The sequence below is a fragment of the Aeromicrobium sp. genome, assembly GCF_014378035.1.
Lineage (GTDB): Bacteria > Actinomycetota > Actinomycetes > Propionibacteriales > Nocardioidaceae > Aeromicrobium.
Genome location: NZ_JACMOM010000231.1, coordinates 23,501 through 40,366 on the forward strand (window position 1 = coordinate 23,501; position 16,866 = coordinate 40,366).

At 67.6% G+C, this 16,866-nt stretch carries 16 protein-coding genes and 2 tRNA genes; 12 read left to right on the plus strand and 6 right to left on the minus strand.

What is annotated here, in order from left to right:
- Nucleotide 1 precedes the first annotated feature (1 nt).
- On the minus strand, nucleotides 2-1,630 hold the full coding sequence (locus H7290_RS12065) for a diacylglycerol kinase family protein (protein ID WP_290514264.1): 1,629 nt from the start codon (nucleotides 1,628-1,630) through the stop codon (nucleotides 2-4).
- 73 nt (nucleotides 1,631-1,703) lie between these two features.
- Between H7290_RS12065 and serS the strand changes: the two genes are divergently transcribed.
- Both serS and H7290_RS12075 read left to right on the plus strand, forming a co-directional pair.
- On the plus strand, nucleotides 1,704-2,984 hold the full coding sequence (gene serS / locus H7290_RS12070; protein ID WP_290514265.1) for a serine--tRNA ligase: 1,281 nt from the start codon (nucleotides 1,704-1,706) through the stop codon (nucleotides 2,982-2,984).
- A complete protein-coding gene (locus tag H7290_RS12075; protein WP_290514266.1) occupies nucleotides 2,981-3,763 on the plus strand; it encodes an HAD family hydrolase in 783 nt (260 codons plus the stop codon). The genes serS and H7290_RS12075 overlap by 4 nt, the downstream gene beginning before the upstream one ends.
- A gap of 39 nt (nucleotides 3,764-3,802) precedes the next feature.
- Here the strand turns inward: H7290_RS12075 and H7290_RS12080 are convergent, their stop codons facing one another.
- Both H7290_RS12080 and H7290_RS12085 read right to left on the minus strand, forming a co-directional pair.
- Nucleotides 3,803-4,363, minus strand: coding sequence for a WhiB family transcriptional regulator (locus tag H7290_RS12080; RefSeq protein WP_290514267.1), 561 nt, complete (start codon nucleotides 4,361-4,363; stop codon nucleotides 3,803-3,805).
- A gap of 68 nt (nucleotides 4,364-4,431) precedes the next feature.
- Entirely contained in the window at nucleotides 4,432-4,935 is a 504-nt protein-coding gene (locus H7290_RS12085; protein WP_290514268.1) for a bacterial proteasome activator family protein, read from the minus strand.
- 160 nt (nucleotides 4,936-5,095) lie between these two features.
- On the opposite strand from H7290_RS12085, the gene H7290_RS12090 reads away from it, so the two are divergent.
- A complete protein-coding gene (locus tag H7290_RS12090; RefSeq protein ID WP_290514269.1) occupies nucleotides 5,096-6,118 on the plus strand; it encodes an acyltransferase family protein in 1,023 nt (340 codons plus the stop codon).
- Between the two features lie 5 nt (nucleotides 6,119-6,123).
- Here H7290_RS12090 and H7290_RS12095 read toward each other — a convergent pair whose 3' ends face one another.
- Complete coding sequence (locus H7290_RS12095) at nucleotides 6,124-7,095, minus strand: NAD(P)H-quinone oxidoreductase (RefSeq protein ID WP_290514270.1); 972 nt, start codon at nucleotides 7,093-7,095, stop codon at nucleotides 6,124-6,126.
- A gap of 247 nt (nucleotides 7,096-7,342) precedes the next feature.
- Here H7290_RS12095 and H7290_RS12100 point away from each other — a divergent pair, with 247 nt between their 5' ends.
- The 8 genes from H7290_RS12100 to H7290_RS12135 all read left to right on the plus strand — a co-directional run bounded on the left by H7290_RS12100 (nucleotide 7,343) and on the right by H7290_RS12135 (nucleotide 12,945).
- Nucleotides 7,343-8,134 carry a carbon-nitrogen hydrolase family protein gene (locus H7290_RS12100; RefSeq protein WP_290514271.1) on the plus strand — a complete coding sequence of 264 codons (792 nt, stop codon included), beginning with the start codon at nucleotides 7,343-7,345 and terminating at the stop codon, nucleotides 8,132-8,134.
- The gene (locus tag H7290_RS12105) at nucleotides 8,131-9,186 is read left to right on the plus strand and encodes a hypothetical protein (RefSeq protein ID WP_290514272.1); all 1,056 of its coding nucleotides are present in this window, start codon (nucleotides 8,131-8,133) and stop codon (nucleotides 9,184-9,186) included. Before H7290_RS12100 ends, H7290_RS12105 begins: the two co-directional genes overlap by 4 nt.
- Before the next feature lie 42 nt (nucleotides 9,187-9,228).
- A tRNA-Ser gene (locus H7290_RS12110) sits at nucleotides 9,229-9,317 on the plus strand.
- A 4-nt stretch (nucleotides 9,318-9,321) separates the two neighbouring features.
- Entirely contained in the window at nucleotides 9,322-9,750 is a 429-nt protein-coding gene (locus tag H7290_RS12115; RefSeq protein WP_290514273.1) for a hypothetical protein, read from the plus strand.
- Nucleotides 9,751-9,914: 164 nt separating this feature from the next.
- Nucleotides 9,915-10,004, plus strand: a tRNA-Ser gene (locus H7290_RS12120).
- Between the two features lie 240 nt (nucleotides 10,005-10,244).
- Nucleotides 10,245-11,036, plus strand: a complete 792-nt coding sequence (locus H7290_RS12125; RefSeq protein WP_290514274.1) for an MBL fold metallo-hydrolase — start codon at nucleotides 10,245-10,247, stop codon at nucleotides 11,034-11,036.
- Between the two features lie 166 nt (nucleotides 11,037-11,202).
- A complete protein-coding gene (locus H7290_RS12130; protein WP_290514275.1) occupies nucleotides 11,203-12,648 on the plus strand; it encodes an MFS transporter in 1,446 nt (481 codons plus the stop codon).
- Nucleotides 12,649-12,684: 36 nt separating this feature from the next.
- Nucleotides 12,685-12,945 carry a hypothetical protein gene (locus tag H7290_RS12135; protein WP_290514276.1) on the plus strand — a complete coding sequence of 87 codons (261 nt, stop codon included), beginning with the start codon at nucleotides 12,685-12,687 and terminating at the stop codon, nucleotides 12,943-12,945.
- Here H7290_RS12135 and H7290_RS12140 read toward each other — a convergent pair.
- The gene (locus H7290_RS12140; RefSeq protein WP_290514277.1) at nucleotides 12,942-14,303 is read right to left on the minus strand and encodes a CDP-glycerol glycerophosphotransferase family protein; all 1,362 of its coding nucleotides are present in this window, start codon (nucleotides 14,301-14,303) and stop codon (nucleotides 12,942-12,944) included. The two genes, H7290_RS12135 and H7290_RS12140, sit on opposite strands and share 4 nt — an antisense overlap.
- Nucleotides 14,304-14,507: 204 nt before the next feature.
- Here H7290_RS12140 and H7290_RS12145 point away from each other — a divergent pair, with 204 nt between their 5' ends.
- Nucleotides 14,508-15,440 (plus strand): NADP-dependent oxidoreductase, encoded by a 933-nt coding sequence (locus H7290_RS12145; RefSeq protein WP_290514278.1) that lies wholly within the window; start codon nucleotides 14,508-14,510, stop codon nucleotides 15,438-15,440.
- An 83-nt stretch (nucleotides 15,441-15,523) separates the two neighbouring features.
- Here the strand turns inward: H7290_RS12145 and H7290_RS12150 are convergent.
- Nucleotides 15,524-16,866, minus strand: a 1,343-nt coding sequence (locus tag H7290_RS12150) for a phosphoenolpyruvate carboxykinase (GTP) (protein ID WP_290514279.1), incomplete at its 5' end; no start/stop codon positions are given.

Below are 16,866 nucleotides of genomic sequence, written 5' to 3' on the forward strand. Positions count from 1 at the left end.
TCTAACCGCCAAATCGTGGGGCGGGAGCAGGGGCAGGGGCCACCGGCACGCGGACGAGCAGGACTCCGTGCTGCACCTCAGCCGTGATCTCCTGACCCTCCTCGACGGGGTCACCGTCGAGCTGCATCGGCATGGTCTTCTCCGCGCAGATGACGACCTTGTGGCCCGTGAGCCGGTCAAGCCTGTCGTTGGTACGCCGCTGTCGGCCGATGACCCGCACGATGATGGCGAGCCAGCCGATGAAGCGCTTGGGTGCGAGCACCACGACATCGAGCCTGCCGTCGTCGATCTCGGCGTCAGGCAGCAACGGGATGCCAGCCTGCAGAAAACCGACGTTGCCGACGACGACGGTGCGGGCGCGGAACTTCTTGAACTCACCGTCGTCGACGGATATCTGCACCTTCATGGCGGGGTAACGCGCGGCCTTCACCCCGGAGACGAAGTAGGCGAGCCAGCCGACCTTGCTCTTGAGCTGATCGTTGACCCCGGTCATGATCGCGGCGTCCATGCCGAGCCCCGCCATGACGAGGAATGACGTGTTGGTGCCGGTGTCGGTGCGAAGGGTGCCGAGGTCGATGGCGCGATCCTGGCCGCCGAACACGACGTCGAGCGCGTCACGGCTGTTGAGCGGGATGCCGAGGTTGCGGGCGAGCAGGTTGCCGGTGCCGTGCGGAAGGATGCCGACCGCGACCCCGGTCCGGGCAACTTCCTCGCACACGGCTCGCACCGTGCCATCGCCGCCGGCGGCGACGATGAGGTCGACATCTGCCTTGAGCGCGCTGAGCGCCTGACCGTAGCCCGGGTCTTCGACCGTGGTCTCGAACCACAGCGGCTCCTTCCAGCCGTCGCGCTCGGCGACCACGCGCACGCGACCCTTGAACTCCTCGACGTCGCCGACCTTGGCCGGGTTGATGATGACGGCGGCCCGCTTGCGACCGGTGCCGGTGAGCACAGCCAGCTCGTGCGGGAGACGGGTCGCATCGGTGACCAGCAGGATCCACAGACCGAGGGCGACGACCACGCCGAGGCTCAGGCCGGCCATGACGTCACTGAGGTAGTGCACGCCGAGAAAGACGCGGCTCGCGGCGACGGCAAATCCGACGGCGCCCAGCACCGTGACGATGATGCGCCGGCGCCACCCGCGGCCCGTGAGCACGATCGTCATCAGGATCGCGACAGTGACGAGCATCGCGGCTCCGGCAGAGTGCCCGCTCGGGAAGGAGTAGCCGCCAATCTCGTGCAGCGGCTTGTCGAATGTCGGCCGTTCGCGCTTGAAGGCAAGCTTGATCAGGGCGTTGCCACCGATGGCGACAGCACCGCTGGCCACGATCCAGACAGCGATCGAACGCTCGCGGCGCGAGAGTGCGTAGGCCGTCAGGAGCGCGAGGGCGACGCCGCACGAGGCGTTGCTGAAGACCACGGCGGTGATGTCGAGGAGCGTCACGAACCCGCTGTGGTCGATGCTCGCGTCGTAGGCCAGACGAGCGACGTCCTGGTCGATCCGGAGAAGGAAGCTGGCATCGAGACCGATGCACACGGACAAGAACCCGAACAGAGCCAGGGGGACCGCCAGCATCCAGATCAGGATGCTGGGTCGACGGGGCTCGGCGCGACGCAGATCGAATGACACAGCAGTCCTCCTCGGGGATGGTCAAGCCTAATGGACGGGAAGACGTCCGCGCGCCGACCGATAGGCTGACCGCGTGATTGACGCCCGCATCCTGCGACAGGACCCCGATGCCGTGCGCGCTGCCCAGCAGCGTCGCGGTGAGCCCACCGAGCTCGTCGACGAGCTCATCAGCGCGGACGAGGCACGGCGGTCGTCGATTGCGGCCTACGAAGCGGTCCGCGCTGAGCAGAAGAACCTCGGCAAGCTCATCGCGAAGGCACAGGGCGACGAGAAGCAGCAGCTGCTGACTCGCACCAAGGAGCTGAGCCAGCAGGTCAAGGACGCGGAGGCCGCACAGTCTGCCGCGGCGACAGCATTCGACTTGTTGATGAAGACGTTGCCCAACCTCGCCTCGGCCGACGCGCCGCAGGGCGGAGAGGACGACTTCGTCGTGCTCGACACCGTCGGCACCCCCCGCGACTTCGCCGCCGAGGGCTTCGAGCCGCGCGACCACCTCGAGCTCGGCCAGATGCTCGGGGCCATCGACACCGAACGGGGCGCCAAGGTCAGCGGCGCACGGTTCTACTACCTCACCGGCGTCGGAGCGCAGCTCGAGCTCGCGCTGACGCAGCTGGCCATGAGCAAGGCTGCCGCGTGGGGATTCATCCCGATGATCCCGCCCGCTCTCGTCAAGCCGAGGGCGATGGAGGGCACCGGGTTTCTCGGCCAGGCGGCCGACGACGTCTACTACCTCGAGAAGGACGACCTGTACCTGGTGGGCACGTCCGAGGTGCCCCTCGCCGCCTACCACTCCGACGAGATCCTGGACGTCGCCTCACTGCCACTGCGCTACGCCGCGTTCAGCCCGTGTTTCCGTCGCGAGGCGGGCTCGTACGGCAAGGACACCCGCGGCATCTTCCGCGTGCACTGGTTCGACAAGGTCGAGATGTTCGTCTACACGACGCACGACGAGGCCGCCGCCGAGCACGAGCGACTGCTGGGCTGGGAGCGCGCGTGGCTCGATGCCCTCGAGCTCCCCTACCGCGTGATCGACGTTGCCACGGGCGACCTCGGCCTCTCGGCCATCCGCAAGTTCGACTGCGAGGCCTGGATCCCCACGCAGGGCAAGTACCGCGAGGTCTCCTCCGCGTCCAACTGCACCGAGTTCCAGAGCCGCCGGCTCGACATCCGCGTGCGCGGCGCAGAGGCCGGCGGCGGTGCCACGACACCGGCCGCAACTCTCAACGGCACGTTGTGCGCCATGACCCGCACGATCGTCGCACTTTTGGAGAACGGTCAGCAGGCCGACGGGTCGGTCCGTCTGCCGGCCGCGCTCCACCCGCTGCTGGGCGAGGTCTTGAGGCCGGTCGCGTGACGTTCCGCCCACGGCTCGTCGCTCTCGATGTCGACGGAACGCTCGTCGACGACGCCAACGAGATGACTGCCGCGGTGCGCGACGCGGTGCGGGCCATCCGCGACGCAGGAATCGAGACCGTCATCTCTACCGGACGGGCCATCCCCGGCGTCATGGACACGGCAGCGAAGCTCGGATTCGATGACGGGTACGCCATTGCCAGCAACGGCTCGGTCGTCTTCGAGTACGACCCGGTCAAGGTGCTGCACTCGGTGACGTTCGACGCGAGCGCCGCCGTGCGACGGGTGCTCGAGCACGTGCCGGAGGCGCTGGTCGCGGTCGAGGAGCTCGGTGTCGGCTACCGGGTCAGCAGACCGTTCCCCGAGGGTGAGATCTCCGGGAGCGTCGTCATCGACGACATCGAGGAGCTGATCTCCGAGCCGGTCACCAGAGTCGTGATCCGCGCGCCCGACCGCACCCCCGAGGAGTTCAGCCGGCTGGTCGAGGACCTCGGTCTGGCCGACACCAACTACTACATCGGCTACACGGCGTGGCTCGACCTGGCGCCCGAGGGCGTCTCGAAGGCGTCCGGTCTGACGTACCTGTGCGAACGGCTCAGCATCTCGCCCGACGAGGTGCTGGCGGTCGGCGACGGCAACAACGACATGGAGATGCTGCAGTGGGCGGGCCGCGGCGTCGCGATGGGACAGGGACCGCCAGCCCTTCTGCGCGCCGCCAACCACGTCACCGGCACCGTCGAGCAGGACGGACTCGTGACAGAGCTGCGCCGCTACCTCTGACCGCGTCGCGAAGTGCCGGGGCCGGGGCCGGGGCTGGAGTCAGGCGACCTGGCTGCTGGCGAGCTCGTCGAAGCAGTCGAGCACCGCGTCGACCGTGGGCAGCGTCGGAAGGAGGGTGTCGGGGGATGACTCCTCACGCTTCTGCTCACGGGCCTTGCGCAGGTGCCTCTTGATCGTCGAAGTCGAGCAGCCGAGCCGCTCGGCCAGCTGATGACAGGTGTCCTTCGGATAAGCCTGGCGCACCGTCATGACGGATTCGTGACTCACGGGTCCGCCGCCAACCCGCGCCGTCCCGTAAGGCGTCGTCGACGACTGCCGGATCTCGATGCCGAGCTGTTCCCGGATGAATTGGCGGTCGGACTCGGTCGTGCAAGCCACGAAGCCCGAGACGTCCACCTCAACGACGGCGCGATAGAGGCAGTCGACCATGATCGGGCATCCGGCGCACTGCCGGTGCGCGGCGGCTCGTTTGGCGGACAGCGACTCCCACTCGGCGGCGCTGATGTCGCCGCGCGCCGGTGGTGAATGCAGCAGCTCGTCCTGATACACCTCCGGCACGGAGGCGCACGGAGGCGTCGTGGTCAAAATCCTGATCGTCATGGGCTCCCTCTTGCCAGTGGAGACCGACGACACTCCTGCGTCGACCTCTGATGACACTGTGGACCATTTCAGAGGTACATGCCTCCCGAACCGCCTTTTTGTTCTGGTGAGCCCGGTTCGTCACCTTTGTGCTCGTTTGACCCCGGTAGAGCCAGACGCATGTTCTGAAACTGCGCTTGAGCCTGCACCTGCTGCGCATACAGCGCTGCCTGGATGCCGTGGAACAGGCCCTCCAGCCAACCGACGAGCTGTGCCTGGGCGATGCGAAGCTCGCCGTCGCTCGGCGTCGCACCGTCGAAGGGCAGGCTGAGCCGTTCGAGCTCGGCGACCAGCTCGGGAGCCAAACCGTCCTCGAGCTCCTTGATCGACTGGAGGTGGATGTCGCGCAGCCTCGCCCGGCTGGCCTCGTCGAGCGGAGCGGCCTTGACCTCCTCCAGGAGCTGGCGGATCATGCCGCCGATGCGCATGACCTTGGCCGGCTGCTCGACCAGGTCGCCCAGCGATGTGCCGGGAGTGGGGAGGGTGACGGGCGTGCCGTCGGGTCCGATGGTCTCGGGCTGCTGATCGGTCATGCGATCACAGTATCGAGCGCACTGCCAGGAGGCGCGTCCGCCGAGCATCGCCGGGGGTCGGAGGCGACTCGTACCCCGGTGACGGGTCTGTCCCTGGCCTGGGGCCAGGTCACCGATGACGTCAGTGGGGCCCTTGTGTGGGGTTGGCACAGTGGAGCGAATGCCCCAAACCCGTGATCGTCGCCTCGACCTGTCCAAAGGACTGCTCATCGCAGGGGTGGTGCTGGGGCATTTTCTTGAGACGAGTGGCGGGCAGGAACCCGGTGACCTCTACTCGGGCTGGTCGCACGATCCGCAGCGATGGGTGCTGACGTTCCTCTACCTCTTCCACATGCCGCTGTTCGTGTTCCTTGCGGGCATCACCGCACGGTCCAGCGGCGTGGCCCACCGTGTCGCCGAGATGGCAGGTCTCTACCTGCTGCTCCAGATCGCCTATGTCGTCCCGCGCTTCGGGTTCGACTCGCTCACCAGCGATCGTCTGCTCGACCCGACGTACGCCCTGTGGTTCCTCCTCGCGATGGTGTGGTGGTTGCTGTCGCTCCCAGTCGTGGAACGCCTGGGAGCATGGGCGCTCCCTGTGGCGACTGCGGCATCGGTGATCGCCGTGGTCCTGCCTTATCCGGACGGCAACCTCGTCGCGTGGTCCCGCGCGCTCTGCTTCTGGCCGTTCTTCGTGGCGGGCCGCCTCTATGGTGTCGGGGCGCTGCGACGCACGGTCTCCCTGCCACCTGCGGTGAGGGTCGCGGCCGCGACCGCGCTCGTTGCCACCACCACGGTGGTCGTGAAGACCGGTTTGGCACCGCAGTGGTTCCGCGGGGCGGACGGTGCGATCGCGATGGACGTCTCAGGTCTCCAGGCCATGACGTTCCGCGTGCTCTGCCTGGGACTGGCAATCCTCTGTGGCGCATGCGTGCTGGCGCTGATACCGGCACACATGCAGGTCCCTGAAGCACTCGGACGCCGGAGCCTGGCGATCTACGCGCTTCACATACCGATGGTGTTCGTGATGGAGGTCGTCTTCGAGTCCGTTGGCCTCGCACCGATCGAGGCCACTCTGCTCGCCGTCGCGCTGACGATCGTGATGTTGCGCATCCTCGTGTTCCCCGTGTTCGACAAGGCAGTGAGGCGCACGGCTTCGACGATGGCCGCGGTTGCCGTTCCGCCCGTGCTGGCGCGCCGCTGACCGAGTCAGATCTTCAGCAGGACCTTGCCGGTGTGGCTCGAGTCCTCCAGCACCTGGTGCGCGAGGCGCACGTCGTCCAGCGAGAAGACCTTATAGATGATCGGGCGGACCGTGCCGTCGGCAATCAGCGGCCACACCTGCGCAACCATCGCCGACACGATCGCCGCCTTCTCGCCGGACGGTCTGGCCCGTAGGGACGTTGCCATGACCGCTGCCCGTTTGGTCAGCAGCGCCCCGAGGTTGAGCTCGGCCTTGATGCCGCCCTGCATGCCGATGATGACGAGTCGGCCCGCCATGGCGAGGACCGAGACGTTGGGGGCGAGGTACTTCGCACCCATGATGTCAAGGATGACGTCGGCGCGAACGCCCTCCGCCGACATGACTTCCGCGAAGTCCTGTTCCCGGTAGTTGATGACGAGATCGGCACCGAGCCCACGGCAGAACTCCGCCTTCTCCGCCGACCCGACCGTCACGACGACGCGGGCTCCGAACGCCTTGCCCAGCTGGATCGCCATGGTGCCGATGCCGCTGGCCCCGCCGTGCACGAGCAGGGTCTCGCCGTGCTGCAGCTTGCCCATCATGAACACGTTCGACCAGACAGTGCACGCGACTTCCATGAGACCTGCGGCGTCCACGAGCGAGATGCCGGGAGGTGCGGTTGCGACCTGGCCGGCGGGAACTGCGACGTACTCGGCGTAACCACCGCCCGTGAGCAGGGCGCACACGTGGCTACCGGGCTGGAGGTCGGTGACGCCCTCGCCGACCGAGACGATGTCGCCCGAGCACTCGAGACCGAGGATGTCGGTGGCACCCTCGGGTGGGTCGTAGTGACCTTGTCGCTGGAGCAGGTCGGCCCGGTTGACGCCGGAGGCGGTGATGCGGATCAGTACCTCTCCGGGGCCGGGTTCGGGCTGGGGACGGTCTACGACCTCGAGGGCTTCGACCCCTCCGGGAGTGGTGACGACGACGGCGCGCATGCTCGTACGGTATCGACCTTCTGGTCGTCCGCCGCGCGGACTGCATCGCGGGCTTGTTCTCGCCGGTGCCAAGAATCCAGACGGTGGGCCTTTCGAGACGGCAACGCCGATCGTCGTGACCGACGTCCTTCTCCGGCGGGCGGCGGCCCGACGCTCCGGTGTCTGAAGGGAACCGGCGATGGCAAAAGCACCACGGGTGACGTCATGTGCCAGTCATTTTCAGGGGCGACCTGAAAGAATGGCTGGTATGCGTGTCGCCCTCGTCCAGCTAGCCTCGTCCACCAGTTCGGCGACCAACCGCGACAACATCCGCGATCAGCTCGCCGAGCTCGACGAATCTGACGGTCTCGACCTCGTCGTGCTGCCCGAAGGGGCGATGCACGACTTCGGGTCGCCCGACCTCGATCTCGCTCCGGTCGCCGAGCTCCTCGACGGGCCCTTCGTGTCGATGCTCGCCGCCGAGGCTGTGCGGCTGCGGTCGACGATCGTAGCGGGCATGTTCGAACGTCCTGACGAGGGTGGCCTGCCGTTCAACACGCTGGTCGTCGTCGGTCCCGACGGCGCTCTCCGGGCGACGTACCGCAAGATCCACCTCTACGACTCGTTCGGCTACCAGGAGTCAGACCGGCTTCGTGCCGGCGACATCACTCCGGTCGTCGTGGAGATTGCCGGCCAGCAGGTGGGTCTCATGACCTGTTACGACCTGCGATTTCCCGAGCATGCCCGCGCCCTCGTCGACTCCGGCGCCGAGGCCATCGTGCTCCCGGCTGCCTGGGTCGCCGGCGAGCACAAGCTCGACCACTGGCGCACCCTGCTGTCGGCGCGCGCAATCGAGAACACGATCCACATGATTGCCGCAGCGCAGGGTGGCGAACGTTACGTCGGGCACTCCTTGGTCGCCGATCCGTGGGGCTCTATCGTGGTCGAGGCGCAGTCCGACCCCGCGATCGTCCGTGTCGATGTTGATGCCGAGGACGTGAAACGGGCGAGGGACGCCAACCCCTCGCTGGCTAACCGAAGGATGCTCCACACGTCATGAGCCGAGTACCCAAGGGTGGACGCCGTCGCCTCGATGCCTCCACCCTCCCGGAGTACGACGTACCTACCCGCAAACCCCGTATCAACTCTCCACGCACAGCGCAGCTGATCATGGCGGGGGTCTTCGTCGCTTGGGCCGTCGGGACGCTCGGGTCTGCCACCTCGCTGATCGAGGTGAGCGTTCCCTCGTGGGTCGAGCGACCGTCGGGCGCCCTGCTGATGATCGTCTTTGCCATCGGGCTCATCCAGCGCGGAGGTGGTCACCTCCGCATCTGGCTGCCCATGACCGCGGTGCTCGGCATCCTGGCGGCGACGCTGCAGACCAACCTCCTGCTCGCCGCCGCGGCCGCGGTGACGGCGGTGCTCGCCTCGGTGTGGGCTGTCCTGGTGACTCGGCCCGCCTCCTCGATCGTCGGGTCGATCCGCGAGTACGTCCTTGCCCTGGTCGTCGCGCTCAGCGGCACGCTCGGTGTCGCGGCGTGGAACGCGCCAGTCAACTACCAGCGCTTCAACCTCATCGTCGTCACGGTCGCGCTCAGCCTGGCCATCACCCTCGTGTGGAACCTTGGCGCCGGCCTGCATGGGCTCGGCAGGCAGAGCCTCGCCATCCTGCTCGGTGTCGCTGCCCTGCTCATGCTGGTACTCGTCTACAGCAGCTTCGTCCGCACGCACGGATCGCAGTCGCTCGTACAGTTCTTCAGCGACCTCGTGATGTGGACCAGACGGACCTTCCACGGGGTGCCACGACCCGTCGAGGTGTTCATCGGGTTCCCAGCGCTGATTGTCGGGGTGTCCTTGCGTTCCAAGCGTCGTGAGGGTTGGTGGGTGCAGGTCTTCGCCGTCATCGGCACGGCCGTGCTGGCCACCTCCCTCGTCACGCCCGGGGCCTTCCCGACCTACATCGGCCTGTCGACGCTGTATTCGGCCATCCTCGGCCTGCTGGTCGGCCTGGTCGTGCGCAGCCGTGTCATGAAAGAGCGCTCCTCGCGGGCCGCGCGCACGATCGAGGAGGTCGCCCGTGTCGAGCCTCGCCGATTCTCTGCGCTGAAGTAGTGCCATAATCGACGCGGCGCAGTGCTTCGGTGCTGCCACCCAGGAGGGGTGCCGGAGCGGCCGATCGGAAGCGCCTTGAAAGCGCTCGCTGGCAGCAATGTCAGCCGCGGGTTCGAATCCCGCCCCCTCTGCTTGATGACCTATCGCCTCGACCGCCGCTTCGTGCTGCGTGCCATCGGCCTCAACCTGATCGTTGCCGGGGTCTCTGCCGCCCTGGCGTTCCTGCTGTCATTCGTGGGTGCGCTCGCATGGGTGTTCGGTGTCCTTGCCGTCATGGCGGTCCTGAATGCGCTTCGCGTCCTCGGCATGCCGCCGGTGGTGGCGAGGACCGACGCCAACGAGGTGCGGGTTGGTGGGTTCCTGACCGTCCGCCCCGTCCACGTGGCCTGGAGCAGCGTGGAGGACGCCACGACAGACGGCGGCCGCCTGTTCTTCGATCGTGTCGACGGGGAGGTGCTGGCGTTCCCGTTGGCGTACGTCGGCGGCCGGGCCGACGAGCTGGTTGTTGACGTCTACCACCGGCTGAACACCGCCAACGGCTACCAACGCTTCGACCCGAGCTGACTTCCGTATCTTCACGAAGCGGAAGTAGTCGCCGCTTCGTACGGGTCAGGAGAGGCAATCGGGAGTGATCTTTGGCCCGTGCCCCAGTCCGTGGCACGCCCGATTCGTCGAGTGCGGGTCGCGGTCGCTATTCTGATCCGGTTGCCTGTTACGACGGGCGGCGGGGAGGTGTCGCATAGTGGCCTAGTGCGCCCGCCTGCTAAGCGGGTTGAGGTTTAAACCTCTCGCGAGTTCAAATCTCGCCACCTCCGCCAAAAACGCACGGAGCAAGACCAGGATGACCAGCCACGTGACGTGGCTGGTCATTCTGCGAAGTGGCCAGGGGCGGAGCTGGCTCCGCTCTAGAGCGTGAACGGGCTGCGGGAGCATGAAAACCAGCCACGTGACGTGGCTGAAGGGCACGACCGTGGCTCAGGTTGACCCCGTCGTCGACGTCCGCGGCGGATATCCCGGTTCGCCCCCTCCGCCCGTGGCAACTCCGACAGGATCAGTCCATGCGTGTCCACCACCTGAGCTGCGGAAGCTTCAACCCTCCCACGATGTCCGGGCTGGTCTGTCACGTCCTGCTCTGTGAGTCCGACGAAGGGCTGGTCCTGGTCGACACCGGGCTCGGCCTCGAGGACTATCGCAACCCCGGCCCGCGCATGGGCCCGGTCGCCAAGATCCTGCGCCCGGTCGCCGATGAGTCGCTCACAGCGGTTCGCCAGGTCGAGGCGAGGGGCTACACCGTCGACGACGTCACCCACATCGTGCTGACACACATGGACTTCGACCACGTCGGCGGCCTGTCGGACTTCCCGAACGCCACGGTCCACACGACGGCCGACGAGCATGCTGCTGCCGTCACCGACCCCGACTTCCTCGACAGACGGCGCTACAGGCCCGCTCAGCTCACCCATGGCCCGGCATTCACGATCCATGTAGGCAGGGGCGACGTCTGGCAGCACGACCTCACGGGTCACGAGGTCGTCCCCGGGGTCACGATGATCCCGATGCCCGGCCACTCACGTGGCCACGCCGCGGTGGCTGTCGACGCCGGCGAGCGGGGCCTCCTGGTGCATGCGGGCGTCGCGGTCTTCGACGCCAGCTCGTACGCTGACGCGTCGCCGGCGGGCCGTCCCCTCGGGCGAATCGTCGCGATGCGTGCGTTCGAGAAGGTGGTCGGCCGTGACCGCAGGGCGATCAGGCGCAACCACCAGACGCTCCGCCGGCTCAACGACATCCACGGCATCACCGTCTTCCCCGCACACGACAAACGCATGCTCCACGACCTGCAGGAGAGCTGATGGGACGCGACCGCGTCGTGGTGCTTGCCGAGGACTGAAGCGCCCCGCTGGAGTGCGCTCCACCGTGAGTCCTCACACAGAAGATGCAATCCGGACGGAGTCTCCGGTAAGATTGGTTGCACGAGGCAATCGCTTCGTCCCCATCGTCTTTTCGAGAGATTTCTCTGTGCCTTCGTCGAACCGCCGCACCCACTACTGGTTGACCTTCGCCGTTCTGGCGTTGGCCGTCTCGTCCTTCTCGCTCATGCAGTCGCTCACGATCCCCGTGCTGACCGAGATCGAAACCACGCTGCACACCGATCAGAACACCGTTACCTGGGTGCTCACCGCCTACCTCCTCTCGGCATCCGTGTTCACCCCGATCGTGGGCCGCCTCGGCGACTCGCTCGGCAAGCAGCGGATGCTCGTGCTCTCGCTGGTAGCCCTCGCGGCAGGCTCGCTCCTCGCCGCCCTCGCCACGAGCATCGGCGTCCTGATCGTGGCCCGCATCATCCAGGGCATCGGCGGTGGCGTCCTGCCTCTGGCTTTCGGCATCATCCGCGATGAGTTCCCGCACCACAAGGTTGGTGGCGCCGTCAGCGTCGTCTCATCCCTCCTCGCGGTCGGCTTCGGCGCAGGTATCGTCCTCGCCGGCCCGATCGTCTCCGGGCTCGGCTACCACTGGCTCTTCTGGCTCCCCTTCATCGTGACGCTGGTCGCGGCGATCGCGGCCATCACCGTCGTCCCGGAGTCGCCGGTCCGCACCCCTGGGCGTATCTCGGTCCTGCCCGCGTTGCTGCTGTCCGGCTGGCTCGTGGCGCTGCTGCTCGCGCTCAGCGAGGCGCCCAAGTGGGGCTGGGGATCGCCGCGCACGATCGGCCTGCTCGTGCTCGCCGCCGTCCTCTTCGCCACGTGGGTCAGGGTTGAGCTGCGGGCCTCCGTACCGCTCATCGACATGCAGATGATGCGACGGCCGGGCGTCTGGACGACCAACCTCGTCGCCCTGCTCGTGGGCGTCGGCATGTACGCATCGTTCGGCTTCATCCCGCAGTTCAACCAGACCCCCAGCTCGGCCGGCTACGGCTTCGGCTCCTCCGTGACCGAGTCGGGCCTGCTGATGCTGCCGTCTGCGGTCGCCACCTTCCTCACCGGACTCGTCGCGGCCCGGATCGCCCGCCGGGTGGGCCCCAAGGCTGTGGTCGTCTTCGGAGCCGCCCTCGGTTCGGCCGGGATGTTCATGCTGGCCTTCGCCCATGACGAGAAGTGGCAGGTCGCCGTCTCCAACGGCATCGTCGGTCTCGGCATCGGACTTGCGTTCGCCTGCCTCGCCGGGCTCATCGTCGCTGCTGTTCCTCCCGAGCAGACCGGTGTGGCGAGCGGCATGAACGCCAACATCCGCACCATCGGCGGATCGATCGGCACCGCCGTCATGGCGAGCATCGTCACGGCCCAGTTCCTGCCCGACGGCTTCCCGCGCGAGGTCGGCTACACCGCCGGATTCATCGTGCTCGGTGGCGCCCTGCTCCTGGCGGCTTTCGCGGGCCTCGCGATCCCGTCGATGACCGGCGACGAGCTGGAGGATCGGCTCGAGGCCGAGCCTACGGAGAAGAGCTCGCAGCTGATTCGCGCCTGACCGGCAGGCCTCCGTGCCACGATCTACACTCGCGGGATGGCCCTCACCGACACGCTCTTTCGTGACACGTCAGGAAGATTGGTCCTGTTCCAGGCGCCGAACGCCGCGATCTGGGTCTTCATCGGTGCCACGCTCCTGCGGCTGAGCCCGTACGACGCGCGCGACGCCGAGCTCCGCTGGATCGGGTCCGGTGCGCTCATCGTGTGGGCCTTGGACGAGCTGGTTCGCGGCGCGACCCCGTTCCGCCGGTTGCTCGGCGTGGTCGTCCTAGCGTGGCAGCTCGTCCGACTGTTCTAAGCACCCGCGAGCTCGACGATGAGGTCCATGAATCGTCGGGCCGGGTCGGCGCGATCGGCCCCACCAAGGTAGTAGTCCGCACGCTCGGCCCGCGACGAGGCGAGCGGATCGTCGCCCAGCGCTGCATCGGGCGCTGCGCCCAACCCCACGAGGTCGCGGTCGATCACGTAGGCCGCCTCCGCGGTGGGGTGTGAGGCACGAAACGCTTCCGGGTCGGTGTGCTGGGCGGCGTACATGACCAACGGCTTGCCGCTGGCCATGAAGTCGACGACGATGCCCGACACGTCCGACACCATGGCGTCGACGGAGTTGAAGGCCGTGATGAGCGGCTCGGCCATCGCTGCTGCACCCCAGCGGTGGAGCTTCCCGGAGGCGGCTGCATGAGCCTGCAGCATCGCGTCGACGTGCGCAATCATCGCCTCGGCCGCGACGTGGTTCTGCCCGGCGAAGTGGCGCCTGAACACGACGGTGCACCCTCGGTCGAGCAGAGCTTGGACGATGCTGTCGGCGACCAGTAGTGATGACACGTTCAGGGCATCGTCGGCGTGGCGCCAGGTTGGAGCGTAGAGCACCGTGGCGGGGGTCGGTATCGCCGAGCCGGCAGGCTTGATGCCCTCGGTCTGCGGTCGGCCGATGACGCGGATCCGCTCGGGGGGAATGGTGAGGCCCGATGCCTTGAACCGGTCGATCGCCGCCTGCCCGGCCACCGCGACGAGGTCGTACTGCAGCACCCGCTCCGACGCGCTCAGCGGCTTGTCGCTGTCGCCGTGGCCGAGGAAGACATGCGTGGCCGCCGAGGTCGCGATGACGTCGGCGTTGGCAGCAGCCCCGTGCGGGTAGAGAGCACCTCGGACGGTGGTCGGGATGGCGCCCTGAACGATCGGGGTGTCGTACATCGCGGCGAGCTCGTGGAAGAGGGCAGGGGTGCGGGCGACGATGCACCACGGCACGTCGGTGCGGTCGATCCACGGCGACCACATGCCGATGTGGACGCCGACTTTTCCGGCGTAGGGAACGGCGATGCGGGGCGCGTACTGGTCGATAGCGGTTTGGACGCCGGAGCATCCCCGGGCGTGACGATGGATCACGACGGTCATCACGGTGAGCGCTGCCGCGCCGGCCACGGCGACCACGAGTGCGACGAAGGGGGCCTGGACGATGACGAGCACCACCACCGCGATTACGTCGATCGCGGCACCTGCGGCCCACGCCCGGAGGCGGATCAGGGGCGTCGTGGAGACCTCCTCCGGCTGCCCCGGGAAGTGCGCGGCGAGCGGCGGCCTGGCGCGTGCGCTGCTGCGGGCGACGCCGCCGGTCGCGAGACCCGCGACGAGAACCAGGAGCGCGGCGACGATCACGGCACGACTCTAGGCGACGCGGAGGTGACCACGAGCGCGGAACACCGTGCGCCGACCCGGCGTTGACACCGGCATGACGGATGTCGGCCTTTTCTCCTTCGGTCACGACCAGCGTGTGCCGGGGTCTGCGACCCGGACATGCTCATACGTGCTGCTGGCGGGCCCGACCAATCAGCGACCGATCACCATCGAGAGGGAAAACTCATGACCATCACCCAGGCACGAGCTGTGCGGTTCGACCACTACGGCGACCGTGACGTCCTGCATGTCGTCGACATCGAGATCCCGAAACCCTCCGGCGGGGAGGTGCTGGTGCAGGTGCGTGCCGCAGGCATCAACCCCGGCGAGGCTGCCATCCGGTCCGGTGCGATGGACGCGATGTCCCCATCGACGTTCCCGTCCGGGCAGGGCAGCGACCTCGCCGGCGTCGTGACCGCGGTCGGCGACGCCGTGACCGACTTTGCGGTGGGTGATGAGGTGCTCGGCTTCTCGTGGACCCGGTCGAGCCACGCCACTCACGCCGTGGTGCCGGTCGGCCAGCTGATCGCCAAGCCGGCCGCGCTCAGCTGGCCGGTCGCGGGGGCGTTGTACGTCGCGGCCTGCACTGCGTGGGCCGCGGTCAACGCGATCGACCCGAAGCCCGGCGAGACCGTCGCCGTCTCGGCGGCCGCCGGAGGCGTCGGCTCACTTGTCGTGCAGCTGCTCAGGACCCGCAACGCGAAGGTGCTGGGTATCGCGTCCCCGAGCAACGCAGACTGGCTGACTGCCCAAGGAGCGACACCGGTGTCGTACGGCAGCGGGCTCGCCGACGACCTTCGGGCAGCGGCCCCGGACGGCATCGACGCATTCATCGACCTCTTCGGCCCCGAGTACGTGCACCTGGCAGTCGACCTCGGCATCGCGCCTGACCGGATCGAGACGATCATCGCGTTTGAGGCCGCGGCCGAGATCGGTGCCAAGAGCGACGGAAGCGGCGGCGCCTCGACTCGGGAGGTGCTCACCGCGATGGCGACTCTGCTGGCTGATGGCACGATCGAGATGCCGATCGCCGCGACCTATCCGCTGGAAGAGGTGCGGGACGCCTACGCCGAGCTCGAGCAGCGCCATACCCGGGGCAAGATCGTCCTCGTTCCCTAGAACGATTGAGCGGGGACAAAGAAATCTGGGTGTGACCGGCCGTGGCCAGTCACACCCAGATTTCTCGTTCCTTGCGGATGAGATCAGGCGTCGAGGCGCGCCTTGAGTCCGTCGAGCTCGGTCCAGAGAACGGCCGGCAGGGTGTCGCCGAACTTCTCGAACCATTCGTTGATCTGCGGCAGCTCTGCCTTCCACTCATCGACGTCGACGCGCAGTGCCTTGGCGAGCTGGTCGTCAGAGACGTCCAGGCCGTCGGGGTCGATCGCGCCGGGCGCGGGCACCAGGCCGATGGGGGTCTCGTAGGCCTCGACCTTGCCCTCGACGCGCTCGACGACGTACTTCAGGACGCGGCTGTTCTCGCCGAAGCCGGGCCACAGGAAGCCCCCGTCTTCATCACGACGGAACCAGTTGACGTAGAAGATCTTCGGGAACTTCGACTCGTCGTTGTTCTTGGCCATGTTGATCCAGTGACCGAAGTAGTCGCCGGCGTCGTAGCCGATGAACGGCAGCATCGCCATGGGATCGCGGCGCACGACGCCGACGGCACCGGTCGCGGCAGCGGTGGTCTCCGAGGAGAGCGTGGCACCCATGAACGTGCCGTGGGCCCAGTCGCGAGCCTCGGTGACCAGGGGGATCGTGGTCTTGCGGCGGCCGCCGAAGATGGTCGCGGCGAGGGGGACGCCGTTGGGGTCGTTGGACTCGGGGGGAAGAATCGGGCACTGGCGGATCGGTGTGCAGAAACGGCTGTTGGGGTGGCTCGACAGCTCGTCGCTGTCGGGCGTCCAGTCGTTACCCTTCCAGTCGGTCAGGTGCGCCGGGGGCTCCTTGGTCATGCCCTCCCACCAGACGTCGCCGTCGTCGGTGAGGGCGACGTTGGTGAAGACGGAGTTGCCCTTGGCGATCGTCTTCATGGCGTTGGAGTTGGTGTCCCAGCCGGTGCCCGGCGCGACTCCGAACAGGCCGAACTCGGGGTTGACGGCGTAGAGACGTCCGTCGGCTCCGACACGGATCCAGGCGATGTCGTCGCCGATCGTCTCGACCTTCCAGCCCGGCACCGTCGGCTCGACCATCGCGAGGTTGGTCTTTCCGCAGGCGCTGGGGAAGCCGGCCGCGATGTACTTGACGACGTTCTCGGGCGAGGTGAGCTTGAGGATCAGCATGTGCTCGGCCATCCAGCCCTCGTCGCGGCCCATGGCCGAGGCGATGCGCAGCGCGTAGCACTTCTTGCCGAGCAGGGCATTGCCGCCGTAGCTGGATCCGTACGACCAGATCATGCGCTCCTCGGGGAACTGCACGATGTACTTGGTGTCGTTGCACGGCCAGGCAACATCGTCCTGACCGGCAGCCAGGGGAGCGCCGATGGAGTGCAGCGCCGGCACGTAGTCGACAGTGCCGTCCTCGATGGCGTTGAGGACGCCGCGGCCGA

Coding starts and splice junctions, on each gene's coding strand:
- H7290_RS12080 (WP_290514267.1), bottom strand. CDS start 4,363: ATGACGATCAGGATTTTGACCACGACGCCTCCGTGCGCCTCCGTGCCG.
- H7290_RS12085 (WP_290514268.1), bottom strand. CDS start 4,935: ATGACCGATCAGCAGCCCGAGACCATCGGACCCGACGGCACGCCCGTC.
- H7290_RS12090 (WP_290514269.1), top strand. CDS start 5,096: ATGCCCCAAACCCGTGATCGTCGCCTCGACCTGTCCAAAGGACTGCTC.
- H7290_RS12095 (WP_290514270.1), bottom strand. CDS start 7,095: ATGCGCGCCGTCGTCGTCACCACTCCCGGAGGGGTCGAAGCCCTCGAG.
- H7290_RS12100 (WP_290514271.1), top strand. CDS start 7,343: ATGCGTGTCGCCCTCGTCCAGCTAGCCTCGTCCACCAGTTCGGCGACC.
- H7290_RS12105 (WP_290514272.1), top strand. CDS start 8,131: ATGAGCCGAGTACCCAAGGGTGGACGCCGTCGCCTCGATGCCTCCACC.
- H7290_RS12115 (WP_290514273.1), top strand. CDS start 9,322: ATGACCTATCGCCTCGACCGCCGCTTCGTGCTGCGTGCCATCGGCCTC.
- H7290_RS12125 (WP_290514274.1), top strand. CDS start 10,245: ATGCGTGTCCACCACCTGAGCTGCGGAAGCTTCAACCCTCCCACGATG.
- H7290_RS12135 (WP_290514276.1), top strand. CDS start 12,685: ATGGCCCTCACCGACACGCTCTTTCGTGACACGTCAGGAAGATTGGTC.
- H7290_RS12145 (WP_290514278.1), top strand. CDS start 14,508: ATGACCATCACCCAGGCACGAGCTGTGCGGTTCGACCACTACGGCGAC.